Below are 25,467 nucleotides of genomic sequence, written 5' to 3'. Positions count from 1 at the left end.
TGGCAAATGTATGGCGACCAGCAAGGGCTAGCGTTTGGCCAAGCGCACTTGGTTGTCGTGGGTCACTGCCAGTGCACCCTGAATCTCATCTTCCATATCTAAGTTCAGTGCCAGTTTGTTTGCTGACTCGTCATCTGTAGCAGCTGGTGCAATTAAGGTGGTGATAAAGTTGACAAGGTTATTGGCATACAAGTCTGAAGACTGCGCCGCAAGCATTGATGGAATATTGGCCGCGCCAACGATACGTACGCCATTGTCTGTGGTGACGGTCTCATTTGGCGCACTGCCCTCGACGTTACCGCCCGTTCCAGCTGCCATGTCAATCAGAACCGAGCCGGCTTTCATTTTGGCAAGGGTTGCCTGATGGACTAAGCGCGGAGCTTGACGACCAGGGATTTGTGCTGTGGTAATGACAATATCGGCATTGCTTAATGCTTTGTCGACGACTGCAGCTTGGTCTTTGATATATTGTTCTGATGGCGTCCACGCATAGCCGCCCGTCGCTTTGGCTTTTTGTGCTTCGTCGTCACTCATTGGCACATCCAGCCATTTACCGCCCAGCGACTCCACCTGCTCTTTTGCGGCAGGGCGTAGATCACTGGCTTCTACCACCGCGCCCAAACGCTTGGCTGTCGCGATGGCTTGTAACCCTGCAACACCGACGCCCAATATCACCACTTTGGCGGGTTTTACTGTCCCTGCCGAGGTCATAAACATCGGAAATGGACGCGAGTATTCATTGGCCGCCAGCAGCACTGCTTTGTAGCCTGCAAGGTTGGCTTGTGACGACAGCACATCCATGTTTTGGGCGCGTGACAGTGTGCGAGGCAATAGCTCCATCGCAAAGGCCGTAATGCCTTTAGCAGCATACGTGTCTAGCTGCGTATTACGGTAAGGGTCTAGCATACCGACGACGATTTGGCCTGCACTCAAATGCTCTACCACTTCGGCGGGCAAGTCGTGAATGGTGGTAATAATTTGAGACTGGGCAATCACCTCGGCGCTGCTGCTGGCAATGTCGGCTCCTGCCGCCTGATACAGCGCATCAGCATAGTAGGCTGCCTGCCCTGCACCTGACTGGATGACGACCTCAAACCCAAGCTTACGCAGTTTTTTGACCGCGTCTGGGGTTAGCGCGACACGGCTCTCGCTTGCGATATCTGCACTGATTACACCGATTTTCATACCGTCTCCTTACTTACGTCTAATGACTTTATTTACGTCTCAATGACTACCTTTAATACCCTCAACGCACATTTAAAAAGCACAGGGGACAAAAAAACCTTTGGTCGTTGTTGGTTCAAAATGTTGACCAAAGGCTATCATTTTAATAAATGATGACCACATCACCATCATGTCTTTTTATTATAGAGACATCATCCGCCAACTTTCATTGCCTAATGGTGACCAACAAGTAAAATTAAAAGTTAGGCATTTACACCATCTGGATAACTTTTATTGTTATATTAACAACTTTTATTTTTCTACGAAAGCTAACCCCTTGCCGAATATAGCCTACTGGTCATCTTAACGCCCTTTCAAATGTTTGCTTTTTTGTCAATTAAGCAGCAAATCCCCTCAATCATGACGTCAAATCACGTTAAAATTGCATATAAGGTATAATCAGAGCACTTGACACCGCGATAGACAGATCATTGATTTCACAGAATAAGGATTAGCCATGTATTTTTTACTCTCTCCTGCCAAGTCTTTAAATGAAACAGACGACATCCCTGTCAACCTAGGCAACTACTATAGCCAGCCTGAGCTGATTGACCACGCACAGGCACTAATGAAAATACTAAAGACAAAAGAGCCGGTTGATTTGCAAGCGCTGATGAGTATCTCGGATGATCTGGCGCAGCTCAATGCGGCGCGTAACCAACAGTGGCAATGGGATAACGATAAACCTTTTACCACCAAAAATGCCAAACCTGCCGCTTATCTATTTGATGGTGATGTTTATACAGGTCTGGATATGTATGGTATGGACAAGGACACTGCCATCTACGTCAACGAGCATTTGGGTATTTTGTCAGGTCTTTATGGTGTGCTAAAACCGCTCGATTTGATCCAGCCGTATCGCTTAGAAATGGGCACTAAGCTGAAAAATGAGCGCGGTGACAACCTATATGAGTTTTGGGGCGAGGAAGTGACTGATGTTATCAATGCACGCATGGCTGATAGCGAAGACAAGGTATTGATTAATTTAGCGTCTAATGAGTATTTTAAGTCGGTAAAAAAGAAGGCATTAAATGCTAAAGTTATCACGCCCAGATTTGAGGATGAGAAAAATGGCAACTATAAAGTGATTAGCTTTTATGCCAAAAAAGCCCGTGGATTGATGGTGAAATATGCTGCTGACCATAAACTGACCGAGGCTGAGCAGTTAAAGCAGTTTGATTTGGCGGGATATTACTATGTCGATGAGCTGTCTGACGACAAAACGTGGACATTTCGTCGTGATGAGGCAGATGCGTAATCTTTTAGCCAAAACATGCTTATCTTGCATAAAAAAACCCCCGATAAGCTCAGCCTATCGGGGGTTTTATTTGGACTAGATTTTACAGGTACGTGATATTATTCATACTTTCAGCGAAAAGCGATTTATCAAGGAAGACGAGCGAAAATAGTACCTATTGTACATTGAGCGCGTCTGACAAAGAGAAATCGCTTTGTAGCAGGAGTAGAATTACATCATGCCGCCCATTCCACCCATACCGCCCATTCCACCAGCAGCGCCGCCCATAGCAGCCATTGGGTCATCACCTTCTGGCAGATCAGTAATCATCGCTTCAGTCGTGAGCATGAGGCCTGCAACAGAGGCAGCGTTTTCTAATGCTGAGCGTGATACTTTGGCAGGGTCAAGGATACCCATCTCTAGCATATCGCCATACTCGCCACTCGCAGCGTTATAGCCATAGTTACCGCTACCGCCTTTCACCTCATTGACGACCACCGACGCTTCTTCGCCTGCGTTGGTGACGATTTGACGAAGTGGTGCTTCCATCGCGCGGCGTAGGATGTTGATACCTGCGTTTTGGTCGTCGTTGTCGCCAGTTAAGTCAGACAAGGCACTCATCGCACGGACTAATGCAACACCGCCACCAGGGACGACACCTTCTTCAACCGCAGCGCGAGTGGCATGTAGCGCATCGTCAACACGGTCTTTTTTCTCTTTCATTTCTGTTTCAGTCGCTGCGCCGACTTTGATAACGGCTACGCCGCCTGACAGTTTGGCCACACGCTCTTGTAGCTTTTCTTTATCATAGTCAGAGGTAGACTCTGCGATTTGACGGTTGATAGATTCAACACGATTATCGATGTCGGCTTTGTTGCCAGCACCATCGACGATGACGGTGTTTTCTTTACCAACAGTGACTTTTTTCGCAGTACCCAATTGCTCTAGAGTCGCAGTCTCAAGGCTCAGACCAATCTCTTCAGAGATGACCGTGCCGCCCGTTAGCGTTGCGATATCTTCTAGCATGGCTTTACGACGATCACCGAAACCTGGTGCTTTAACGGCACAAGTTTTTAGGCCGCCACGCATGTTGTTGACCACTAGCGTAGCCAATGCTTCGTTTTCTACGTCTTCAGCAATGATTAGCAATGGCTTGCTTTGCTGCATCACTTGCTCAAGTAGTGGCACGATTTCACGGATGTTGCTGATTTTTTTGTCAACTAGCAAGATGTATGGGTTTTCAAATTCAGCTGTTAGGCTGTCTTGCTTGTTGGCAAAGTATGGGCTGATATAACCACGGTCAAACTGCATACCTTCGACCACTTCTAGGGTATCTTCAAAGCTTGAACCTTCTTCAACCGTGATCACGCCTTGCTTACCGACTTTTTCCATCGCTTGCGAGATCAGCTCACCGATTTTGGTGTCTGAGTTGGCAGAGATAGAACCTACTTGGGCGATTGCTTTGTGATCATCAGCTGGGGTAGATAGATTATGAATCTCTTTAACCGCTTCGCGTACTGCTTTGTCGATACCGCGTTTTAGATCCATTGGGTTCATGCCAGCAGCGACAGACTTCATGCCTTCTTGCAAGATCGACTGAGCCAATACGGTCGCCGTCGTAGTACCGTCACCAGCGACATCGTTGGTACGGCTCGCGACTTCACGAACCAATTGTGCGCCCATGTTTTCGAATTTGTTTTCAAGCTCAATCTCTTTGGCAACCGACACACCGTCTTTGGTGATGGTTGGCGCGCCAAAAGACTTGTCGATCACCACGTTGCGACCTTTAGGGCCTAGCGTGACTTTTACGGCGTTTGCCAAAACGTTGACACCGTCCATCATTTGCGTGCGAGCATCAATACCAAATTTTACATCTTTTGCCATGTTAATTTACTCCATTATTATAAGTATAAAAATACATTTAAATGAGTCGAAAGTGTATTGACCAGCTTGACGTTTTAAATGAGCGTCATTAAATATAGGTCATTACAGACGCCTATGGTCAAAGATATGCTGAGTACTCAATCATACTCAAAAGGACTAGCCTTCTAGCACACCCAATACATCAGACTCTTTCATAATAAGTAGTTCTTCGCCGTCAACTTTCACGGTTTGACCAGCATATTGACCGAACAAGACTTTGTCGCCAGCTTTTACATCTAACGCGCGAATGTCGCCATTGTCACGAATCTGACCATTGCCTGTTGCCAACACTTCACCTTGTGATGGTTTTTCTTGTGCCGAACCAGGTAGCAAGATACCACCAGCAGTCTTTTGCTCTTCTTCTACGCGGCGAACGACGATACGGTCATGTAAAGGACGAATGTTCATCGATATGACTCCAAAAGTTGGTTATAACGTTAAAGGGTTTATTTGAATTAATGGTCTCAAGACCAGTATCTATAAGAAATGTGACCAAAAAGTGACATCTCATAGATAAGCTTTGAGCTTGTATCAAAAAGTGGGGGCAGGGGGCGTTTGGTTCAAGTGTAAAAACCAAAAATTTAAAAGAATTTTTTCTCCTGTTCGTATATTAGGGCGTGTCCTCATTTTAAAAATGGCGACAAAAATGAGATAAATCGCCGTCAAACAAGGAAGATAGCGCAAGTAATATCGAGATATTAGTCAGCTATTTGACACCGTTTGGCCAGATTTAGCCATTTTTAGCCCATTTAGATGGCTATCGATTGAATTGAGGACACGCCCTAGCTATCAGGCAGCCTTATTGGGCAACTTTGTAGGCAGCGCTGTGCTTTACTGGTTTTACAGCAAGTTACGTACAGATAGGGCGATCGCGTGGCTAGCAACATTGACTACAAGAGGCAAACGTCACTTGGGAGTACCTGCCTTGAAAGTGTAATAGAGTATGACCATCATAGTCTCTGAGATCATAATAATAGCAATAAGTTACCACTGCTCAATCAATGTTAAACAAACAGTGATAAACAGAATGTATTAAGGACTATCCATGAGCTTTATATTTAAATCTAACATTAACAACCCTGCCCGCAGCAAGTCGACAGTATTGTCCGCCTTCACCACAGGCGTGAGCATTGCTGCTATTGGAGCCTTGAGTATGACCGCACCCACCCTCGCTAGCGCCAAAACCGTCCAGCCCTCTAGTGCCAATTATAGCTTTACGGTAGAAGACAAATACAAAGGCACTGCCACCCGTACGCTAGGCAAATCGGGCAATACTTGGAAGTATAATGTCAAAGCACGGGTGGCAGGTGTTGCCAATGCGTCGCAAAGCAGTACCTTTACCATCAAGGGTAACAACGTCATTCCGACGCAGGCCAGCACCACTTATAAACTGCTGGGTCTTGGCCGTACGCACAAGCTAAGCTTTAACCCAAGCAGCAAAAAAGTCACCAGTACCTATAAAGGCAAAACTATAACCATGGATATGGCGCAGCAAGCCTTTGATGACTTAAGTCTTGAAGTGCAAATTCGTCAAGATTTACTAAACGGTAAGTTCTCTGGTAACTACTACATGGCCAAAAAAGACAAGGTAGAAAAAACGCCATTTAAAAAATCGGGCAATACCAAAATCACGGTGCCAGCCGGTACCTTTGATACTGTCCGTATTGACCGTATTCATGACGACAATGACCGCTCAACCAGTTTTTGGTTAGCGCCGAGCTTGGATTATTTGCCCATCAAAGTCAGTCAGATTAACGATGGTAAAAAGATGGATCTAGAGCTGACTAAGGTCAATTAATTTTCAGCTTATCGCTCACTTGACGCTGAGCGAGTCTTATAAAAAAAGCGGTACTCTGCATGAGAGTGCCGCTTTTTTATCCAATCTTTTTGTGATCTAAGATCTTTTATGCCAACAGCAGAGGTAAAAAACCAATCTAGCGAGCGCGCGGCTTCTTGACGACATTATTCATCGACGGCAAGCGTTTTAGTAAAATAAACAGCCAAACATTGATGGCAAACAACAATACAAAATCAATCAGATATACCGCTATTTCCGCCCAGCTGCTGCCATACGCGCGCGTAAACAGCACCACGCCACTTGCGCCCAAATATATTAGAGTAAACATACTACCGACCAATAACGCATAAGGCGAGCGCCCGCGCACGATCCATGGCGTCAGTATAAAAGCTGGCAAAAGCCATAGTGCTTGCCATGCGATACCGCCCACAATATCAGGGCGACTGGCATTAAACACATTGATCAAGATGGGCAACCCAAGCAGTCTATACACCAACCAAATCAGCCACGTCATCATCAAGCGCTGACGCATGGGCGTAATAGGTTTTTGCGGGGTGGCCGCGCGCCCAGACTCTACAGCTGGCGCATTGCTATGGGTGTCGCTATCAGAGCGGTTGGTAGCCATTATAGATACAGGTTTCCTCATTCACAGCAGCGACAGTTGGGGGCTACTGACAGTATAGTAAAAGACAAAGGTAGTAGAAGACAAAAGCCGTTTATCGTTGCCAATTGGCCTGCGCCAATGCGCGAGCACTAATCGCCAAACGCCGACCTTGAGCGATACCGAGCTCGCGCTCATCATCAGAGACTGGCTGGTCATGTAATGCACCGCTCACATGACTGGCACCATAAGGTGTCCCGCCGCGATGCGTCCGATTTAATGCAGGTTCAGCATACGGTACCCCAACGATGATCATACCGTGATGCATCAATGGCAACATCATCGTGAGCAATGTGGACTCTTGGCCACCATGCATCGAGCCTGTCGCCGTAAATACCGAGGCAGGCTTGTTTTGTAGGTTTCCCGCCAGCCAGAGCGTGACCGTATTGTCCCAAAAGTACTTCATAGGCGCGGCCATATTGCCAAAGTGCGTGGGGCTACCGAGTGCAAGGCCGCTACAGTCTTTGAGATCGTCCATGGTGCAATACAGATCGCCCTCATCAGGAATCGCAGGTTTGCTGGCCGTGGTCTCAGGCGCGACGGTCGGCACTGTACGGATGCGCGCTGTCATCCCAGCCTCTTCGATACCTTGAGCGATGGCGTATGCTAATGTCTTTGTCGTGCCATAATTTGAATAATAAAGCACCAAAACGTAAGGGTTGGCCTGACTCATTAACCGTCCTTCCTCATAAAGTCATTGATAGTATTATCTATATATCATTATTTATCGATCAATAACGATATCGCCCGCGATAGGCGATGCGATGATGTGCTCATTATGCCCCAGTCATTCACCGACATGCAAACCAGCTGACGACTATTTTACGACCACTTACTCCAGCCACGCCTACCTGATGCCTTATCAAAGAGCCGCTGTGCATTTTGACACAATTAAACGGCAGATGATAACGACGCATCTTTGTTACACTATTGTCTCTCTACTTCCTGCTAAATGGTCACTATGGAAAACTTAAGCAAAAGACTCCCATTTTTACATCAGCGCTGGTTCCAGTTTTTACGGTTTTTGACGCGGCACTTTTTTGAAGACAACTGCCAGCAAAAAGCCGCCTCCCTTACGTATACCACCATGCTGTCGATCGTGCCTGTATTGACCGTTTTGCTCATGATATTGTCCTCTGTACCGGCACTGGCATCCGTCAGAGCAGAGATATATGAGGTAATTTATAGCAACTTATTGCCGCAATCGAGCATGCAAGTCAGTGAATATATCAATAGCTTCGCTGAAAAATCATCGAACCTTACCATCATCGGCGCCATGGTGCTATTTTTTACCACCATCATGACCTTGACCACCATTGAGCGTGCCTTTAATCAAATCTGGCGGGTGGAGAGCCGCTCAGGTGGTATAAAGAGTCTGCTGCGCTATTGGACGATTGTGACCTTGGGGCCTATGGTGCTGGGTACAGCGTTTATCGCTTCAAGCACGGTACAAAGCTTGAGTTTTTTAAATCGCCAAATAGCAGGCTACGGTATTGATTGGGGATTTTGGGTACAAGTGGTGTCGGTTGGTATCACCATGGCCGGCTTTATAGGGATGTATTGGTTTATTCCCAAAGCCCGTGTGCCCGCAAAAAATGCAGCCATCGCTGGGGTCTTGGTGACGATTATTTTTGAGCTGATGAAGCATCTGTTTGGCACAGTGATGGCAAACTTTACCAGCTATGAGGCCATTTACGGAGCCTTTGCCGCCTTGCCTATCTTTTTGTTATGGATATACCTGTCTTGGAATTTGATTTTGTTAGGCGTTGAGATCAGCTATACCTTAACTATTTTTGAGACCGAAGAAGTCTACCCGCGCCATCCACTGCTGAGCTTACTCGACATGTTAAACCTTGTGTACACCCATCATCTAAAAGGCGAAGCGGTCAGTGAGCAAGCCCTGCGCAATGTGTTGGGCCGCAAAGAGCTACCCAAATGGTATACCTATATCAACTACCTCCAAGACAGCAACCTCATCACCATGACCGAAGATGAGGACTATGTACTCAAAAAAGACTTGAGCAAGATGACATTGTGGGATTTTTATCGCACTTTGCCCTATCCTTTGCCGATCAAAGACGAGCTCGATGAGATGAGAGTAGAAGAGCAAAAGCCATGGCTCAGCCTCCTAGTGGATCGATTTGAGCATACGGAAGCCTATGCCAAGCAGCAGCTAGATTTGCCGTTGAATGTTATCTTTACCAACGCCGAACCGCGCAAAAACCCTGATGACAAAGGCACGAATAAAAACACCCAACACCCTTTATTTAAAAAACCTGAATTTAGAAAAACATCGCAAGCCGCTCCTAACAGCTTAGCTCAACAGTCAACTGATACAACAGCGACCCCGCACTTTGATCCAGCCGCTTATGACAAGGACAGTAAGGTTGAGTGTGATGCGCATGATAATGAAATCATCATTCCTATAGACCCAAAAACGCCGCCGTCTCCACAAACCAGCAGATGGGGACACAAAAGCACAATCATCACCGAAGCGGACAACCCTAAGCACGGCTCTAATAATAAAAATTAGTTTGCTAAAATAAGCTTCTATAGTCGATACACTCTAAAAATGTCATAGCGCTACTGGGATGCTATTTTTAAACGTAGGTTGCGCAGCCTCTGGGAGCGCAGCACGCAAGTAAAATTTATACCAGTGGCGCGTTTAAATCCATAATAGTTTTATATTCAGCTAACTATATAATAGGGGCTTATTTTTACTAAATTTTTCATCGTTATTATTTATATGATAAGGTAATAAATAGTCAAAAGATTACTCCAGCGTTACGCTTAAATTTATCACCATTTTATTTTGAACCGGCTATAGGGCGTAGACGCAGCAAGCAAGGACAATGAATCCCTGTAGGACGATACCTGTTTTAAAATAGATTCACTATATACGATCTCGTCAGTCATTTTTGGAGCGCGAACATTGGACAAACATCCTGAAAATGGCTTTTTTAAGCGACTACTCTTATTTTCAGTGCAGAGAATGAAGGCGTTTTCGCAGCTTTGGTCGTTACAGACATTGGCTGACCTGCCCGATCGTCTAAGAAATTTGTGGCAGGAGTTGATCGGCTCTTATTGGTTTATTCCAACTGCTTGCGTCATCGCCGGCATCTTACTGGCGCCGGTATTGGTGACGATAGATCAGCACTTTGACCGCGAGACCGTTCGAGAGATTACCTTTGCTTTTACGGGTGATGACGATGCGGCGCGCGCCATCATGACCTCGATTGCTGGCGCTGTATTGGGCGTTGCTGGTACGACGTTCTCAATTACGATTGCCGTTCTTTCGATGGCCTCCTCCCAGTTTGGCCCACGGCTATTACGCAACTTTTTGACAGACACACCAAACCAGTTTGTCTTAGGGGCGTTTATTGGTACCTTTAGCTATAGCTTGTTGGTACTCAAGTCGATTCATAAGTATGATGTGGCCTTTGGCGTACCGCAACTGGCGGTGACCTTTGGGATTATCATGGCGATCATCTGTGCGCTGTTATTGGTCTATTTTGTCCAGCATATGGTCCACGCTATTCAGGCCTCGCACGTCATTCAAAACGCCAGCAACGATGCCATTAATAATATTCACTACTGGTATGGCGATTATTGTGATATTCAGCATCAGCGCGATGTCGAGCAGCACGATGTCGAGCAGTTTCACCAGTGGCAGGCAACGCCGATTTATCCGCCGCAATCGGGCTACCTGCAGCACATTTATTTGGAGTCATTAATCACCCTGACTCAAGAGTATGGCGGCGTGGTGCATCTGCAGAGCAACCTCGGTGATTATGTCACTGACAAAAACGTCATTGGGCATTTTTATCAACGTCCGACAGACCATCCCAATAATCGGCAAAAAACCGCAACGCCGCAGTTGGCCGTGGTGCCACGTGCCCCTGATGGTATGTTTTGGCAGCGCTTTGCCGGTTGTATTCGTATCGAGCAGCGACTGGCACACTCCAATGATATCGCCTATAGTCTGGGGCAGATGACCGAGATTGCGGTGCGCGCCCTCTCACCTGGTATCAATGACCCAAAAACAGCCGTCAACTGCGTACAATCGCTCACCAGTTGCCTGAGCATTATGATGCGTCGTCAGCCGCCCAGCCCCTATCATTTTTATGTACCTGCCGAGCACCGTGACAAACCGCCGTATACCGCCATACCAAAACAAGTAGTGGCGCAGCAGCGCGTGGCTATCTTGGCCGTGGTGACTTATACGCCCAAAATATCAGAATTCATCAATACCTCACTTGGAGAGATTCGGCGCTATGCCGCAGCTGATGCCATGGTCCTAAAGGCGCTGTGTCAAGCGATGGTCAATCTCAACTATGCCTGTATCAATCAAGCACAGCAGCAGACCTTGCTGCATGAGCTACAGCTAATTGAGCGCGCAGGAGAAGAAAACCTAAGCTACCAAGAGCTTATCGATGACCTAAGCGCGATGTGTCAGCAAGCCAAAGCCTTTATTATTGATAAAAACTCGCAGCACCAACACTTTCACTATGTCAGTGACTTTGCCGCCAGCATTCACCAAAGTCTGCAGGCGCACACTAAATAATTTGTACTGATTACTTTTACTACTTATCACTCATAAGAGACCTGTTTTATGGCATCTGCAACCAGCCTGACCATACTTGAAATCAGCGCTATCTTTTTATCGATTACTGCCCTGCTGACCTATGTCAATCATCGCTTTATCGGTCTGCCCACGACCATTGGAGTCATGGTCATCTCGATTGTCCTATCTATCGGTGCGATTTTTTTGGGTTTTTTGGGGTTCGACCAGCTCATTGATTATGAAGTGAGCTTACTAGAGCAGCTAGATTTTACCGAGGTGCTATTGGACGGTATGCTCTCGATGCTTTTATTTGCAGGGGCACTGCATGTCAATATCAGTGACTTAAAACGCTATCGACTGCCCATTGGTATTCTCGCCTGCGTGGGTACCCTAGTCTCAGCCTTGCTAATCGCCACTGCGCTCTATCTTATGTTGCCCTTCTTTGGATTTGGCTTGCCGTTTCTTTGGTGTTTGTTGTTTGGCGCTTTAATCTCGCCGACCGACCCTATCGCGGTGATGGGCATCTTATCATCCGCTGGCGCCCCAAAAAGCTTAGAGACCGTCATCGCAGGCGAGTCGTTGTTTAATGATGGTATCGGCGTCGTTATTTTTGTCCTGCTACTTGGTATTTTATCCAGCGGCGATATCCCAACAGCCAACTATGTGGCCCATACCTTGGCCGTTGAGGCAGGCGGCGGCATTGTGTTTGGTCTGGTGCTCGGGGCGATTTTGTACTATATGCTAAAGAGCATTGATAGTTATCAAGAAGAGGTGCTATTGACGCTGGCGGGGGTGATCGGCGGCTATGCGCTGGCCAGTCATTGGCATCTCTCAGGGCCACTGGCCATGGTCATGATGGGACTGATGGTCGGTAATCGCGGACGAGCACTGGCGATGAGTGACAAAACACGACACTATATCGATCTATTTTGGGAGCTGATCGATGAGATTCTCAATGCGATTTTATTTGTCTTAATTGGACTTGAGGTGGTGATGATTGCATATTCTGGCAATTTATTTATCGCTGCAGGTTTGACGATTGTTATTGCCTTGCTTGCCCGTTTTATCGTTGTCGGTATGACCACAAAGACCCTTCAGCGGCAGCTTGACTTGCCAACTGGAGCGTGGAAAGTACTGACATGGGGCGGACTGCGCGGCGGCATCTCGGTGGCACTGGTGCTGCAGCTACCAACGGGCGCAGAGCGTGACATTTTACTGGCGCTCACGTATGCGGTGGTCATCTTCTCTATCTTGGTACAAGGCTTGAGCGTTGGTAAGGTCGCAAAAAGCATTGCGCCTGATAAGCAGGCCACCACGCTATAATTCGCTTAAAAGTCGTTTGTCCCTCTATTATCATCATAAAAAAGACCAGCATAAGCATTTATTGCTATGCTGGTCTACTGTACAGTCAATCCGATATAAAAATGATACCTTGAGAGGAAAAGTTGTTTTTCGTAGCCTCTGTCGGCGTAGGCACAGCACCCAAGAAAAACAACGTTTCATTGAGCGACTTGATAGCCATGTATCTGTTTTACTTGGACTCGACTATGTTTGACGGTACTACTGAGTTGATGGGCTAAATAAAATCGTTATATCAACCCCTTTCGTTTCATATTGCGATAAACCACAAACACGATAACGATATTTGAAATCAGTATCGCAAGCTTAAACCAATCAAACGGGCGGGCTAGCAAATAGTAAATCTCGATAGGTATAAATATGCCATAGCCCAGCACACCAAACCAATACGCCCATGTCTTATCTTGCCACAAGCCATACGCCTCCAAAAAACGCAAGCTGGCGTACGCAACGATCAGTAGCAAAAACATGGGCCAGTTTTTACTGGCCTGCTGGGCAATGCGCACCGCACTTTCGATCTGCGGCGCTAGCAGCTGACCGAAGCTTTGCTGCCAAGCGTCATTTGCATGGCTTAGCCAGTACTCAAGGCTTGCATGCCATGACCATAACGCCCCAGCGCCAAGAATAGCCCCCGTCCCTTTGACCACCTCATAGATGGCCACTGCTTTGATAGATTCACTGGCGGTGCTCGTCGACTTGTGTGATCGGTGGGGCGCATGAGAAGAGCCATCCTCGACAGATGGCGGCAAACGATCATCTGATCGAGGCAGATTAGCCAAAGAAAGTCTCCACGACGCGGCCTTGCAACTGCTGGTTAAAGAATGGCGTGTTTTTGCCGTTTGAGAGCATAGACTCTTTGGTGACTTGCCATTTTAGTGTAGGATCGACCAATACCGCGCCACCGATGTGCTCATATTGCTCACTGATGCCTGCGATTTTAGCAGGATTGAGACAGATTTTATCTACCAGTTGCTCGAGCGTTAAGACCTCGTCGTGTACCAACTGACAAGCCAGCGCCATAAAGGTATCAAAGTTTGAGATACCAGGAGTGCTCTCAGCAAACGGGGCTTTTTTGGCGGTGCTATTGAGTGGCTCATGATGGCTACAGATGGCATCGATGGTCCCGTCTTTTAGGCCACGGCGAATGGCTTGCTGATCGGTATTACTACGCAGCGGCGGCAGCACATACGCTTGGGCGTTAAAACCTTCCAAATTATCATCGGTCAAATAAAGCTGATGCATGGCCACATCACACGTGACAGGCAAGCCCTTATCTTTTGCCCAGCGCATCAGCTCAATCGAAGACTTGCAAGACAGCTGGCTAAAGTGGGCGGCAATGCCTGTTTCTTCCACCATCAGCAGCTGCGTAGACAAAGCCACTGTCTCAGCGATCCACGGGATACCTTGTAAGCCATGATAAGATGCAATATAGCCCTCATGCGCCACCCCTTCTCCCGCCAGACTTGGCTCATTGGGATAAAAGAATACCTTCATACCAAACGTGGCCGCGTACTCAAGCGTACGTAGCAGCACCAGATCATTGCTAAAGGGTCTGCGTGCATTAGAAACCGCGATGCAGCCGCCTTTTTTTAGGCCAGCGATGTTAGAGGGGCGCTCACCTTCTAGACCTGCCGTCAATGCACCTAAAATATGCAAATGAATGCCGCCATCGCTCAGCGCACGCTCACGTAGGCCTTTTAATAATGATCCGTTTTCTAAAATGGGGGTCGTGTCGGGCGGAATGACCACATGCAAAAACCCATTGCCACGCGCCGCCGACCCTTCTGACTGTAAGGTGCCATGCTGCTGCTGACCTGGCTCGCGCAAACGCGCGCACAAATCGACCAATGGTGGGAGCAGCCACATCTCGCGCCCCGCCTCTAAGCTTGCGAGCTTATCATAGACAGTGCTTGGTAATGATTGTTTGATGGCGGCCGGCAGGTGGTCAAATATCGGCGCATCTGTATTGAGTGTAGTAGACATGAGCGTTATTACCGTATCGATAAAATGAAAATAAAAAAGAGTAAAATAATCGTTTGGGCTTTATAGGCGAGCCGCCTGATGGGCGCGCTGACCTTCCATGGCCAATGCCAACACCGCCATACGAATCGCAATACCATTATTCACCTGCTTTAAGATGACCGACTGAGCGCCATCAGCCACGCTTGAGGCAATCTCTACCCCGCGGTTCATCGGCCCTGGGTGCATGACGAGGGCATCAGGCTTGGCCAATGCCACCCGCTCTGGGGTGATGCCATAATGTTTGTAGTACTCACTAGATGATGCCAGTAGCGGCGAGCCAATACGCTCATTTTGAATTCTCAAGCCCATGATGACATCACAATCGCTGACGCACGCATTCATGTCTTCATAGACCTTGACACCATACCGTTCAATACCTTTTGGCAGTAAGGTACGCGGTGCGCAGACACGAATGTCTTTTACGCCTAAGGTCTGCAGCGCACTGATGTCCGAGCGAGCTACCCGAGAGTGTTTAATATCACCAATAATGGCTACTGATAGCGCCTCAAACGGCCGCGGTGCTTCGCGGTGAATCGTCAGCATATCGAGCATACCTTGAGTCGGATGCGCATGCCAGCCATCCCCACCATTGATGATAGCAATATCAGGCGTCACCTCTGTCGCCATAAAGTGCGCTGCACCCGAGGCCGAATGACGCACCACAAAGATATCTGCCGTCATGGCTTGCAGATTCCACAAGGTATCGCGTAGGCTCTCGCCCTTTTTGGTACTAGAGCGTTCGATATCGATATTGAGCACATTGGCACCAAGACGTTTTTCGGCCACTTCAAAGGTCGTACGGGTACGCGTCGATGGTTCAAAAAATAAGTTCATCACCGTATAGCCGTCAAGCTCAGGACGGTTAATCAGTTGCCCATTTTCATCAAAAAAAGTCTCTGCTTTGGCGATGATTGCTTGCAGCTGAGCCTTATTGAGTCCTTCTACGCCCAAAAAGTGACGAATACGATTGTCTGCATTGAGCTGCGGACGACTCAATGAGCTATTGAGCCTTTGATGAATGGTATTGGGGTCGAACTTGGCATAATCAGTGGGTGAGACCGACTGCGTTAAGGGACTATCGATAGAGTTTGGCATAAGGACACGTCTTTATTGTGAGTTGATATGAGGCTATATGAAGGACTGTATAAGATACGTCCATGATACACAGCCCGTCAGTCTTTATTGGCTTTTATTCGATCATTTGGTGTTGGCATGGGCAGACACGGGGACTTTTTAGCGCTTATTTGCTACAATTTACCCTAATGACACAAGCGTCTTATCGGTGAGATATCTTGTCGCCTTCAGGACGCCGCCGAGTCAAACCATAAATCATTAACAATGCACATAGTGTAGCTGATTTTGTGGTCAGGACAAAGACGCGCTATCAGCTATTTCAAAATTTGCTTAGCCGTTGAGCGATGGCCACGACATCTTTTTATCATGATCCGTTTTTTATTTTATCTCTTTATATAACTTATCAGGAAGCCTTATGAGCACCTTAGCAAATTATCTAGACGCGCATGCTAAAGACCCTGCGCTTAGCGACGTAATCACCACCGTGACGGAGGTGGGCAAGACCATCTCTGGGCTGCTCAAAAAAGGCGCGCTCGCCGATATCTTGGGCGAAGCGGGCAATCAAAACGTCCAAGGCGAAGAGCAAAAAAAGCTAGACGTGCTGGCCAATGACTTACTGCTGGACGCCTTAGCAAAAAACACTCACTGCGCAGGCGTCGCCTCAGAAGAGTTAGATGATGCCACCCCTGCCAATGCAGATGGTAGCCTATTGGTGTTGTTTGACCCGCTCGACGGCTCATCAAACATCGACATCAACATGGCGGTTGGCACCATTTTTTCTATCTTACCGTATGAGCGTCAAGGGCAGAACAGCGAAAACAGTGACTTTTTGCAAGCGGGCAATCAGCAGCTGGCAGCTGGTTACTTGCTATATGGCACCTCTACGGTGCTGGCACTGACCATCGCTGATAATGTGGTTATGTTTAGCCTAGACCCAGACAGTGGCGACTATATTCTTATCAATGACCATGTGCAAATCGCCGCCGATACCAGCGAATATGCTATTAATGCTTCCAATTATCGCTACTGGCTGGCGCCGATGCAGCAATATATCGATGAGCTTATCGCGGGCAAGACGGGCGTTCGCGGCCGTGATTTTAATACGCGCTGGGTCGCTGCAATGGTCGGCGATGTTCATCGCATTTTATGCCGCGGTGGTCTCTTTACTTATCCGTTCGACACCAAATACCCTAACAAGGCAGGTAAGCTGCGTTTGATGTATGAAGCCAATCCGATGAGTTTGCTGATTGAGCGGGCAGGCGGCGCGGCGACAGATGCCATCAACCGTATTTTGGACATCGAGCCGACTGACATTCACCAGCGTGTGCCGGTGGTATTAGGCAGCAAAAACGAAGTCAACTATGTCAAAGACTTGCACGTACAGCACACTCACTCATAAGCTTGACCCATCGGTTTATCGCAATCAGGATAACGCTTGTTTTGTTTAATCGCACCTTATCCTGATTGCTTCACTTATATTTTTCTCTAAGCGATCTATTATGGTAGCAAACCCCACCGAGCTGATTACCTCAGATAAGAATAATACCGTCAAGCTGGTCAAAGGTTTGTTGACGCAAGCCCGCCAGCGCAAAAAACACAGCCAGACCGTACTCGAAGGCGTACATCTGATTGATGCTGCATTGCGTAGTGATTATCCGTTTGCCCAAATCCTGCTGGCTGAATCAGCGCATACGCATCCTGAGGTTGGGCAACTATTGACGCGCCTACCAAGTCATACGCCGATCATAACGCTATCAGACTCGCTGTACGAGAGTATTCGTAGTCTCGGTACGGGTATCGACATCATGGCGCTGATTACCATACCCACGCCCAGCTTACCGATGCTTGCAGAGGATTGTTTGATCCTCAATGACGTACAAGACAGTGGCAATGTGGGCACCTTGCTACGCACAGCAGCAGCGGTTGGTATCCCTCATATTTTATGTACCAGCGCGACGGCGCAGGCTTGGTCGCCTAAGACCTTGCGAGCAGGTATGGGCGCACAGTTTGCCCTACATATCTATGAAGGCTTGAGTATTCAAGACATTTTAGATCATGTGCAAGCGCCGTTATTTGCCACCAGCTCCCACACTGATACGCTTATTTATCAGCACGATTTGACCCAGCCTATCGCTTGGATTATGGGTCATGAGGGTCAAGGGGTGTGTGCCGAGCTGATGCAATGCGCCACGCCCATTGCCCTACCACAGCCCAATGGTCAAGAAAGCCTCAACGTCGCCATCGCAGGCTCACTATGCCTATATGAGACATTACGTCAACGAAAATACGCTACCCTTTAGTACACCTGTCTTTGTGCTAAAACGCATGCCTCAGCTTTCGAGATACGCATAAAAAGGACTGATAACGCAGTAGGTTATCAGTCCTTTTTCGTTGAAGTCACAAAACCGAAAAACCTTTATGATGCCGCTCAGCCCTGTGCTTTTTTAAAGCCTTCTGCATAGCTGTTTGGTGCATTGAAATTGGTAAAGCTGATACTAATGGATTTATCTAATCCTTCCACGCAGTGCCACCATCCAATCGGAATAAACAACGCATCGCCTGCCGCAATCGTCACCTCGACAGGCGTGACATGCTGCATTAGCGGGTGAGTTTTTAGATTCACATTAGGAAAATCCACTTCACTATAGACATGCAAATCGTTGTACATCCATGGCACTTGCCACGCTGGAATCAAGGTGACTTTTTTGCGGCCGTAGATTTGCACCAGCATGTTATTGGTCAAATCATGGTGTAACGGCGTAAAGGTGCCTTTTGGTCCCATCCAAAAATACGTGCTAAAGGCTGGATCATCAGCCAAAAGCTGACGATAGCCGTCTCCAAAATCCCCAATACCGGCAAACGCAGGCTTGATGGCATCGACATTTTGCTGTGTATTGTTGGCAGTCATATAATAATTGTTGCTTTCGCCATTATTTTCTATCATATCGACAAATTCAGACATGCGCATCGATTTGCGGTATTTATCAGAATGACGTTCAAACAACGCATCACTTTCACGGTCAAACTGTACTTGAATCTCAGCCGCGCCCAAGACCTCAGCAAAGTATCGCGGGCTCCATTTTTTGAGCGCTGGCCAATGGTTGATGCCGTTTTGGAGTACGACAGGTTTGTGCTTACTGTAGTAGTTTTTAATAAACACCTCAAAAGCCGGCGTATCGATGACATCAAGCTGCTGATTATAGCCAGGATCTAACCGCGCGAGGTGGTCACAAGTCGCAAGTAGCCATTCACGTTTTTTGAGGGTCTGAGCGGTTTTTGCCGCTGCTCGTAGATAAGGGCTTTTGCTCGCGGTTTGTATCTCTAGCGCAATCTCAGCGCTGCTAAACCCTTGTTGCGCCAGCGTCTTAACTATGCCTGCCTTACTCGTTCCTGCAAGCAAATTGCTAGCGACCCACTCTTTCCAATTATTTGGCAGCTTGCGTATGGTCTGCTTGCTCTCATTCGCTGCCAGCTCTGGCTCGTCGCTTAACGCAGCTTTGATCTGAGCATCAGAAAAGTGATGGTTTTTTAGGGTGTCGATGATGGCATCTGTCTGTACGCCGCGCATGATATTGGTCATCACCCACTCTTGCCACTCTTGAGGCAAAGCTGTTGCCGTATTTAGTGCTGCACTTATTGGTACCTCCTAATCCTTTAGATTACTCATTCCTTGATTGATGCTTTGGTTTTATAAAGCCTTTGCTTTATGAAACCATTGATAGACAGCGTCATCACTACTATCGTTACCTCTCAGCCGTATAACATAGCATGTTATCAGCCAATCATCACGACATTATCGTCTTTTGCGGTTGTGATAAAACACTCATAAAAAAGCCTCCGGTCCAATAAACCGAAGGCCTTTAACTTACCATTAACTATGTATAAGCACAGACAAGTGCTTAGTCATATAAACTTAGATTTTGCTGGTTAGCTCAGGAAGCGCTTCAAACAAATCTGCTTCTAAGAAGTAATCAGCAACGCTAGCGATTGGCGCTTCTGGGTCATTGTTGATCGCCACGATGACTTTAGAGTCTTTCATACCGGCCAAATGCTGAATTGCACCTGAGATACCAGCTGCGATATATAGCTGCGGCGCAACGATCTTACCGGTTTGACCGACCTGCATATCGTTTGGTACATAGCCTGCATCCACAGCGGCACGTGATGCGCCAACCGCAGCGCCTAGCTTGTCAGCTAATGGCTCGATGTATTTGGTGAAGTTCTCACCGTTTGCCAATGCACGGCCACCAGAGACAACGATACTCGCTGACGTCAGCTCAGGACGGTCAGATTGCGCCATCTCTTCATTGACAAAGCTTGCTTTGCCCGTCTCTTGCACACTGTCAATAGTCTCAACCGTCGCCGAGCCGCCTTCAGCAGCTACTGGATCGAACGCTGTGGTACGAACCGTAACGACCACTTTATCTTCTGATGTCTTCACGGTAGCGGTCGCATTACCAGCATAGATAGGACGCTCAAAGGTTTGCGCATCTACGACTGCTGAGATTTCAGAGAGCATGCTCACATCTAGCAATGCGGCCACACGTGGCATAAAGTTTTTGCCAGTGGTGGTCGCTGCAGCAACGATATGGCTATAATCGCCGGCCACATCAGCAACCAATAGAGCCACATTACCCGCTAATTGGTGCTCATATGCTGCGTTGTCTGCCAGTAATACTTTGGTCACGCCTTCAGCTTTTGCTGCTTCATCAGCGACTGCTTGCGCGCCGCTACCTGCGACCAATACATGAACGTCATCGCCCATTTGTTTTGCTGCTGCGATGGTGTTCAAAGTTGCCTTTTTTAGACTGGCATTGTCATGTTCTGCATATACCAAAATTGCCATTGTTTTAATCCTTTATTTGTTCGTATCATCGATTCATGAAGGGGTTTGTGTACAACGTGGTCTATATGGCCCTATGACTTGTCTTTATAGACGCAGCTTTATAGGCTTAGCCTTGTACACAATATGCCGCCGCGAAGTATCCAATCATTAAGACATTAGATTACTTTTGCTTCATTTTTTAGCTTATCGACCAACTCATCAACAGAACCCACTGTGATACCAGCTTTGCGTTCAGCAGGTGGTACGACTTTGATAATCTCTTGCTTAGATGCCATATCTACACCAAAATCAGCTGGCGTTTTTTCATCAAGCGGTTTTTTCTTCGCTTTCATGATGTTTGGCAATTTGGCATAACGTGGCTCATTCAAACGCAAGTCAGTGGTGATGACTGCTGGCAAATCAAGCGCAACCGTCTGCAAGCCGCCATCGATTTCGCGAGTGACGTTTACTTTATCGCCTTCGACTTTTACTTCTGATGCAAAGGTACCCTGACCGATACCCATCAATGCTGCAAGCATCTGACCTGTTTGGTTGTTGTCATCATCAATCGCTTGTTTACCCAAAAGAATAATATCGGTGCTTTCGCTTTCGGCGATATTTTTTAGGATTTTAGCGACTTGTAGAGGGTATGGCTTGTCGTCAGTCAATACTAAAACCCCACGATCTGCGCCCAGTGCCAAGGCCGCACGAATCTGCTCTTGTGACTCTTTAGGACCAATAGAGGCAACAATAATCTCGTCAATGACGCCAGCTTCTTTTAGACGAACTGCTTCTTCTACTGCAATCTCGTCAAAAGGGTTGATTGACATCTTAGTGTTTGATAAATCAACGCCAGAGTTATCGGCTTTTACACGAACTTTTACGTTGTAATCAATGACACGCTTGACCGCTACTAATGCTTTCATACGTTCCTCGTTTATTAATGTTATGAATTAAAAAATTGCCAGTTAAGAACCAAAGGTTCATGGTTATTCAAACTGTCGTTCAAAATACTACTCAAGGTTTATACTGCGTCAATAGATAGTAGTTAATTAAGAGAGATGAAACAATACCAAAACGCATATTTGTCGCATATTTCTTATTAATAAAATCCACTAAGGCTAAGCCCGCCGCTATTATCAGACCTACGTATCTTGCGTGAGCACAGGCCCAAGGTCAAGACAACGCCGTGAATAATGCGTCATAAATTTGTCACCATTCTATAATAAATAGTTTATAAACGCACAATTCCCCCTGATGTCCTCTTCCTTTTTTTGACCCCAAGCTTTATTCTTCACTCCGTTATAGCATTGCTAGCATACAGCTTGCTTAAGGCTTTGTTATGACTTCTTACCCTACCAGTGTTTGGCGCGTCATTGCTCATCAAAGCAGCCTGAGCTTAGCTTGACTCATGGTGGCTTGGTCTCATCAACAGCTCGCTGTCACGTATGTCATCAAACAACGCCCAGTCAGGCGGGACATCATTGTTTTTGATGACGCTCATGTCTCCTGTCGTCTCCATAATCACCGCAAACACTTCTGTCTTGGACTTTAGGCCGTTTTTGCGCAGCACTTCTTGTACATCACTGGTGCTTAAATTTGCCTCGGCCAAATTGTCTGCAAAATACTCGCCGTGAGCCATCAATATAATGGCTTTATTGTCAATCAACGATTTGAGTGGTTTGACCTTGCGCCTGATCATAGAAATCAGCCCTTGCATGACAAATAACACCGCCACAGCAAATAGACCCTGCATCAGTGATGGCGAATCAGACAACACCGTAGAGGCTAAAATACTACCGATAGCAACCGTCATGGCAAAGTCGTGACTAGATAGTTTTGAAAAACTGCGCAGCCCCATCAAGCGAGTAAAGAGCATCAAGCCCACATAAAACCCCACAGCAGATAAAGATATACCCACCAGCTGTTGCCAATCAATCGAAAACCATGTCTGCCACTTCATAAATCAACCTTATATCGCTATTCTCAATCAATCCTATATCGCAAATAACCGAAAAACAAACCCCACAAAAAAAGCAACCTGATAAGAGGTTGCTTTTTTTTAAAGTCTAAACAGTATTTTTATTGTTTTTATAAACAAAAAGTTTATGCATATCGTCACTCTAACTGTCATCGAGCGTACTGAACATCAGTGTGCCCAAGCAGCAAAGAGATTATAGTGCTTCGATTTGCTCAGCTTGTGGACCTTTTTTGCCCTCACCTAAGATGAACGACACTTTTTGGCCTTCGGCTAGAGTTTTGAAACCGCTACCTTGGATGGCGCTGTAGTGAGCGAATACGTCTTGTCCGCCGTTGTCTTGAGCGATAAAACCAAAACCTTTAGCTTCATTAAACCACTTTACAGTGCCTTCAACTTTATCTGACATAAATTTTCCTAACTCTTTAACTGTTGGCGAGACTGGTGTCGTCACCGATTAATTGATATATACCCAAATGACTTTTGTTGCAGCGGACTGGCAAAAACCACCAAGCCCCTGTTAAATAAAGCAAAGTTATTGCTTTAAATCCTCTGGGTACAAGCCGATTATAACAGCTTTTCCTAACGGCAACAGCTTAAATTGATGATTTTTGTAAATAGTTATGAGGAATAAAAACCAATGATCACCGGCAGTACTGATACAATATAATCATTTGATAACAAAGGAATTATCAATAATAACATCAACTGCTTTCGTTACGATTGACGTTACTTTTACTTGGCCATCCTTTTATTCTTCTAATCATCTTTCTAACGAGATAACTAAATAGCCCCCTACCCCTGCGATATCGGGAGCCATGGCGCACTTAGTACCAATAGACAAAGCGCAAAAAATATCAATGAAAACGACTGGCTATAAGCGATGTATTTGGCCGGAACCACCAGATCCTGCGGTGAGTCTGGAATACCCTTACGTTTGAGCAGGCGTGTGCCATAGACCCAGCCAAAGGTGGTATAGATACCATAGGCCGCAGGGACGGTAATGGCCAGTGGCGTTAGGTCTATGGCATAGAGCATGACAACAGAGACAAAAAACCACGATGTATCCAATAATGAGCTGATCTGAAAAAACTTTGATTTGGGCAGTTTGCCGTCTGTTTTTTTGAGCATCTCCCCTTCTATCCAAATCAAGACTGCTACCACAGCGCTCAGAGTAATGTAAACGAATTGCGGCGTTAGCCAGTCAGGATAAGATATTTGCACAACAGACAACCTGTATTCTAGAAAAAAGAAGCACTTTGCGACAATGAGACAAAGACAAAAAAAAAGACTGATGGCGGCAACCATCAACAAAAAATGCGCGGCAGCTATAGTCGATACACTATAAAAATGTCATAGCGCTACTGGGATGAATTTTGCGCAACCTCTGGGAACGCAGCACGCAAGTAAAATTTATACCAGTAGCGCGTTTCAATCCATAACAGTTTTACATTCAGCTAACTATAACTGCTATACGCACCGATTATCATCACTATTAGCCACCATAATTAAGACCGTAATGCCTGCCTATATTGGGCAGCGTTTTTTGTTTTTCAACCCATATCATTTATTCTTAGCCCATACCCACCTACAAAAAACCCATGCTATCTATTGATAACATGGGTTTGTCTCACGCAGCCAGTATAAAGATAGCGTATATGGCTACTTATAAGCGTAGGCTTGGGGTTTTGGTTTAGTTTTTGTCTTTATCGATGATCTTGTTGCCACCGATCCATGGCATCATAGCACGCAATTTGGCACCAGTGATTTCGATCTGATGCTCAGCGTTGTTACGGCGACGGGCAGTCATTGATGGGTAGTTGGTCGCGCCTTCAGAGATAAACATTTTCGCGTACTCACCAGACTGGATGCGTTTTAAGGCATTGCGCATCGCTTCACGTGATTGCTCGTTGATGACCTCTGTACCAGTGACGTATTCGCCGTATTCAGCGTTGTTACTGATTGAGTAGTTCATGTCAGCGATACCGCCTTCATACATGAGGTCGACGATAAGCTTTAGCTCATGCAAGCACTCAAAATAGGCCATTTCTGGCGCGTAACCTGCTTCAGTTAGCGTCTCAAAGCCCATTTTGACCAGCTCTACTGCGCCGCCACAAAGTACTGCTTGCTCACCGAATAGATCGGTTTCTGTCTCATCTTTAAACGTCGTCTCGATGATACCCGAGCGGCCACCGCCCACGCCTGCTGCATAAGATAGCGCCAACTGCTTGGCTTGACCAGATGCGTCTTGGTAAACTGCGATAAGATCAGGGATACCGCCGCCTTTGGTGAACTCAGAACGTACTGTGTGACCTGGCGCTTTTGGTGCGACCATGATGACATCAAGATCACCGCGCGGCACTACTTGGTTGTAATGAATGGCAAAACCGTGCGCGAAAGCTAAGGTAGCGCCCTCTTTGATGTTGGGTTCGATTACTTCATTATACAGCTCTTTTTGGAACTCATCAGGCGTCAAAATCATGACAACGTCGGCCGCTTTTACCGCTTCTTCGACTTCAGCGACTTTTAGACCAGCATTTTCAGCTTTTTTCCATGAGCCCGAGTTGGCACGTAGGCCCACGGTGACATCGACGTCTGAGTCTTGTAGGTTCAGCGCGTGGGCGTGACCTTGTGAGCCGTAGCCAATGATGGCCACTTTTTTGCCTTGGATAATCGATAGATCACAATCTTTATCATAATAAACGTTCATAAATAGAGTCCTTTTCCTCAATCATGGCGTGCCATGGATAGTAAGCGCTCCTACTTCAACCATTCTCATAGAGTGTGGGCTAAGATGAGCGC

General features: G+C 46.8%; 22 protein-coding genes. 7 read left to right on the top strand and 15 right to left on the bottom strand.

All coding sequences use genetic code 11. The features are described from left to right. Positions 1-27: 27 nt before the first annotated feature. A complete protein-coding gene (locus JFC05_RS10320) occupies positions 28-1,185 on the bottom strand; it encodes a Re/Si-specific NAD(P)(+) transhydrogenase subunit alpha (RefSeq protein ID WP_198336821.1) in 1,158 nt (385 codons plus the stop codon). 496 nt (positions 1,186-1,681) lie between these two features. Here JFC05_RS10320 and yaaA point away from each other — a divergent pair, with 496 nt between their 5' ends. Further along, complete coding sequence (gene yaaA / locus JFC05_RS10315; RefSeq protein WP_198336820.1) at positions 1,682-2,482, top strand: peroxide stress protein YaaA; 801 nt, start codon at positions 1,682-1,684, stop codon at positions 2,480-2,482. Between the two features lie 210 nt (positions 2,483-2,692). Here yaaA and groL read toward each other — a convergent pair whose 3' ends face one another. Together groL and JFC05_RS10305 are read right to left on the bottom strand one after the other, a co-directional pair. Beyond that, positions 2,693-4,345 carry a chaperonin GroEL gene (gene groL, locus JFC05_RS10310; RefSeq protein ID WP_105244935.1) on the bottom strand — a complete coding sequence of 551 codons (1,653 nt, stop codon included), beginning with the start codon at positions 4,343-4,345 and terminating at the stop codon, positions 2,693-2,695. 156 nt (positions 4,346-4,501) lie between these two features. Next, complete coding sequence (locus JFC05_RS10305; RefSeq protein WP_075102316.1) at positions 4,502-4,792, bottom strand: co-chaperone GroES; 291 nt, start codon at positions 4,790-4,792, stop codon at positions 4,502-4,504. A 637-nt stretch (positions 4,793-5,429) separates the two neighbouring features. Between JFC05_RS10305 and JFC05_RS10300 the strand changes: the two genes are divergently transcribed. Continuing rightward, a complete protein-coding gene (locus tag JFC05_RS10300) occupies positions 5,430-6,182 on the top strand; it encodes a DUF3108 domain-containing protein (RefSeq protein WP_198336819.1) in 753 nt (250 codons plus the stop codon). A gap of 136 nt (positions 6,183-6,318) precedes the next feature. On the opposite strand, the gene JFC05_RS10295 is transcribed toward JFC05_RS10300, so the two are convergent. Then, positions 6,319-6,807 carry a hypothetical protein gene (locus JFC05_RS10295; protein ID WP_198336818.1) on the bottom strand — a complete coding sequence of 163 codons (489 nt, stop codon included), beginning with the start codon at positions 6,805-6,807 and terminating at the stop codon, positions 6,319-6,321. A 91-nt stretch (positions 6,808-6,898) separates the two neighbouring features. Then, positions 6,899-7,516 carry an NAD(P)H:quinone oxidoreductase gene (wrbA, locus tag JFC05_RS10290; RefSeq protein ID WP_105244932.1) on the bottom strand — a complete coding sequence of 206 codons (618 nt, stop codon included), beginning with the start codon at positions 7,514-7,516 and terminating at the stop codon, positions 6,899-6,901. A gap of 288 nt (positions 7,517-7,804) precedes the next feature. Between wrbA and JFC05_RS10285 the strand changes: the two genes are divergently transcribed. The 3 genes from JFC05_RS10285 to JFC05_RS10275 all read left to right on the top strand — a co-directional run bounded on the left by JFC05_RS10285 (position 7,805) and on the right by JFC05_RS10275 (position 12,730). Then, positions 7,805-9,376: a YihY/virulence factor BrkB family protein gene (locus tag JFC05_RS10285; protein ID WP_198336817.1), complete on the top strand. Its 1,572-nt coding sequence runs from the start codon at positions 7,805-7,807 to the stop codon at positions 9,374-9,376. A 459-nt stretch (positions 9,377-9,835) separates the two neighbouring features. After that, positions 9,836-11,407, top strand: coding sequence for a DUF2254 domain-containing protein (locus tag JFC05_RS10280; RefSeq protein WP_198336816.1), 1,572 nt, complete (start codon positions 9,836-9,838; stop codon positions 11,405-11,407). Positions 11,408-11,455: 48 nt separating this feature from the next. Continuing rightward, positions 11,456-12,730, top strand: a complete 1,275-nt coding sequence (locus tag JFC05_RS10275; protein ID WP_100749103.1) for a cation:proton antiporter — start codon at positions 11,456-11,458, stop codon at positions 12,728-12,730. A 266-nt stretch (positions 12,731-12,996) separates the two neighbouring features. Here the strand turns inward: JFC05_RS10275 and JFC05_RS10270 are convergent, their stop codons facing one another. The 3 genes from JFC05_RS10270 to JFC05_RS10260 are packed head-to-tail and all read right to left on the bottom strand — an operon-like array spanning position 12,997 to position 15,883. Further along, positions 12,997-13,545, bottom strand: a complete 549-nt coding sequence (locus tag JFC05_RS10270; RefSeq protein WP_198336815.1) for a DUF2127 domain-containing protein — start codon at positions 13,543-13,545, stop codon at positions 12,997-12,999. Further along, entirely contained in the window at positions 13,538-14,749 is a 1,212-nt protein-coding gene (locus tag JFC05_RS10265; RefSeq protein WP_413772318.1) for a dihydroorotase, read from the bottom strand. The genes JFC05_RS10270 and JFC05_RS10265 overlap by 8 nt, the downstream gene beginning before the upstream one ends. Positions 14,750-14,809: 60 nt before the next feature. After that, positions 14,810-15,883 carry an aspartate carbamoyltransferase catalytic subunit gene (locus tag JFC05_RS10260; protein ID WP_198336814.1) on the bottom strand — a complete coding sequence of 358 codons (1,074 nt, stop codon included), beginning with the start codon at positions 15,881-15,883 and terminating at the stop codon, positions 14,810-14,812. Positions 15,884-16,277: 394 nt separating this feature from the next. Here JFC05_RS10260 and JFC05_RS10255 point away from each other — a divergent pair, with 394 nt between their 5' ends. Both JFC05_RS10255 and JFC05_RS10250 read left to right on the top strand, forming a co-directional pair. Further along, positions 16,278-17,261, top strand: a complete 984-nt coding sequence (locus JFC05_RS10255; RefSeq protein WP_198336813.1) for a class 1 fructose-bisphosphatase — start codon at positions 16,278-16,280, stop codon at positions 17,259-17,261. A 100-nt stretch (positions 17,262-17,361) separates the two neighbouring features. Next, complete coding sequence (locus tag JFC05_RS10250; protein WP_198336812.1) at positions 17,362-18,162, top strand: TrmH family RNA methyltransferase; 801 nt, start codon at positions 17,362-17,364, stop codon at positions 18,160-18,162. Between the two features lie 128 nt (positions 18,163-18,290). Here JFC05_RS10250 and JFC05_RS10245 read toward each other — a convergent pair whose 3' ends face one another. The 7 genes from JFC05_RS10245 to ilvC all read right to left on the bottom strand — a co-directional run bounded on the left by JFC05_RS10245 (position 18,291) and on the right by ilvC (position 25,375). Further along, positions 18,291-19,469 (bottom strand): cupin-like domain-containing protein, encoded by a 1,179-nt coding sequence (locus JFC05_RS10245; protein WP_198336811.1) that lies wholly within the window; start codon positions 19,467-19,469, stop codon positions 18,291-18,293. Between the two features lie 306 nt (positions 19,470-19,775). Next, the gene (locus JFC05_RS10240; RefSeq protein ID WP_105244923.1) at positions 19,776-20,708 is read right to left on the bottom strand and encodes an electron transfer flavoprotein subunit alpha/FixB family protein; all 933 of its coding nucleotides are present in this window, start codon (positions 20,706-20,708) and stop codon (positions 19,776-19,778) included. A 155-nt stretch (positions 20,709-20,863) separates the two neighbouring features. Next, on the bottom strand, positions 20,864-21,613 hold the full coding sequence (locus tag JFC05_RS10235; RefSeq protein ID WP_075102301.1) for an electron transfer flavoprotein subunit beta/FixA family protein: 750 nt from the start codon (positions 21,611-21,613) through the stop codon (positions 20,864-20,866). A 473-nt stretch (positions 21,614-22,086) separates the two neighbouring features. Further along, positions 22,087-22,650 (bottom strand): DUF421 domain-containing protein, encoded by a 564-nt coding sequence (locus JFC05_RS10230; RefSeq protein ID WP_198336810.1) that lies wholly within the window; start codon positions 22,648-22,650, stop codon positions 22,087-22,089. A gap of 211 nt (positions 22,651-22,861) precedes the next feature. Then, positions 22,862-23,074 carry a cold-shock protein gene (locus JFC05_RS10225; RefSeq protein ID WP_071003179.1) on the bottom strand — a complete coding sequence of 71 codons (213 nt, stop codon included), beginning with the start codon at positions 23,072-23,074 and terminating at the stop codon, positions 22,862-22,864. Between the two features lie 386 nt (positions 23,075-23,460). Then, positions 23,461-23,889, bottom strand: coding sequence for a hypothetical protein (locus JFC05_RS10220; RefSeq protein WP_075102299.1), 429 nt, complete (start codon positions 23,887-23,889; stop codon positions 23,461-23,463). A 469-nt stretch (positions 23,890-24,358) separates the two neighbouring features. Next, complete coding sequence (gene ilvC / locus JFC05_RS10215) at positions 24,359-25,375, bottom strand: ketol-acid reductoisomerase (protein WP_105244921.1); 1,017 nt, start codon at positions 25,373-25,375, stop codon at positions 24,359-24,361. Positions 25,376-25,467 lie beyond the last annotated feature (92 nt).

Source organism: Psychrobacter celer (genome assembly GCF_016107555.1).
Lineage (GTDB): Bacteria > Pseudomonadota > Gammaproteobacteria > Pseudomonadales > Moraxellaceae > Psychrobacter > Psychrobacter celer.
This window is presented reverse-complemented; position numbering and strand designations above follow the sequence as displayed.

Coding starts and splice junctions, on each gene's coding strand:
- JFC05_RS10255 (WP_198336813.1), top strand. CDS start 16,278: ATGAGCACCTTAGCAAATTATCTAGACGCGCATGCTAAAGACCCTGCG.
- wrbA (WP_105244932.1), bottom strand. CDS start 7,516: ATGAGTCAGGCCAACCCTTACGTTTTGGTGCTTTATTATTCAAATTAT.
- JFC05_RS10285 (WP_198336817.1), top strand. CDS start 7,805: ATGGAAAACTTAAGCAAAAGACTCCCATTTTTACATCAGCGCTGGTTC.
- JFC05_RS10235 (WP_075102301.1), bottom strand. CDS start 21,613: ATGAAAGCATTAGTAGCGGTCAAGCGTGTCATTGATTACAACGTAAAA.
- JFC05_RS10305 (WP_075102316.1), bottom strand. CDS start 4,792: ATGAACATTCGTCCTTTACATGACCGTATCGTCGTTCGCCGCGTAGAA.
- JFC05_RS10320 (WP_198336821.1), bottom strand. CDS start 1,185: ATGAAAATCGGTGTAATCAGTGCAGATATCGCAAGCGAGAGCCGTGTC.
- ilvC (WP_105244921.1), bottom strand. CDS start 25,375: ATGAACGTTTATTATGATAAAGATTGTGATCTATCGATTATCCAAGGC.
- JFC05_RS10250 (WP_198336812.1), top strand. CDS start 17,362: ATGGTAGCAAACCCCACCGAGCTGATTACCTCAGATAAGAATAATACC.
- yaaA (WP_198336820.1), top strand. CDS start 1,682: ATGTATTTTTTACTCTCTCCTGCCAAGTCTTTAAATGAAACAGACGAC.
- JFC05_RS10300 (WP_198336819.1), top strand. CDS start 5,430: ATGAGCTTTATATTTAAATCTAACATTAACAACCCTGCCCGCAGCAAG.
- JFC05_RS10275 (WP_100749103.1), top strand. CDS start 11,456: ATGGCATCTGCAACCAGCCTGACCATACTTGAAATCAGCGCTATCTTT.
- JFC05_RS10225 (WP_071003179.1), bottom strand. CDS start 23,074: ATGTCAGATAAAGTTGAAGGCACTGTAAAGTGGTTTAATGAAGCTAAA.
- JFC05_RS10240 (WP_105244923.1), bottom strand. CDS start 20,708: ATGGCAATTTTGGTATATGCAGAACATGACAATGCCAGTCTAAAAAAG.
- JFC05_RS10265 (WP_413772318.1), bottom strand. CDS start 14,749: ATGTCTACTACACTCAATACAGATGCGCCGATATTTGACCACCTGCCG.
- groL (WP_105244935.1), bottom strand. CDS start 4,345: ATGGCAAAAGATGTAAAATTTGGTATTGATGCTCGCACGCAAATGATG.
- JFC05_RS10260 (WP_198336814.1), bottom strand. CDS start 15,883: ATGCCAAACTCTATCGATAGTCCCTTAACGCAGTCGGTCTCACCCACT.
- JFC05_RS10230 (WP_198336810.1), bottom strand. CDS start 22,650: ATGAAGTGGCAGACATGGTTTTCGATTGATTGGCAACAGCTGGTGGGT.
- JFC05_RS10280 (WP_198336816.1), top strand. CDS start 9,836: ATGAAGGCGTTTTCGCAGCTTTGGTCGTTACAGACATTGGCTGACCTG.
- JFC05_RS10295 (WP_198336818.1), bottom strand. CDS start 6,807: ATGGCTACCAACCGCTCTGATAGCGACACCCATAGCAATGCGCCAGCT.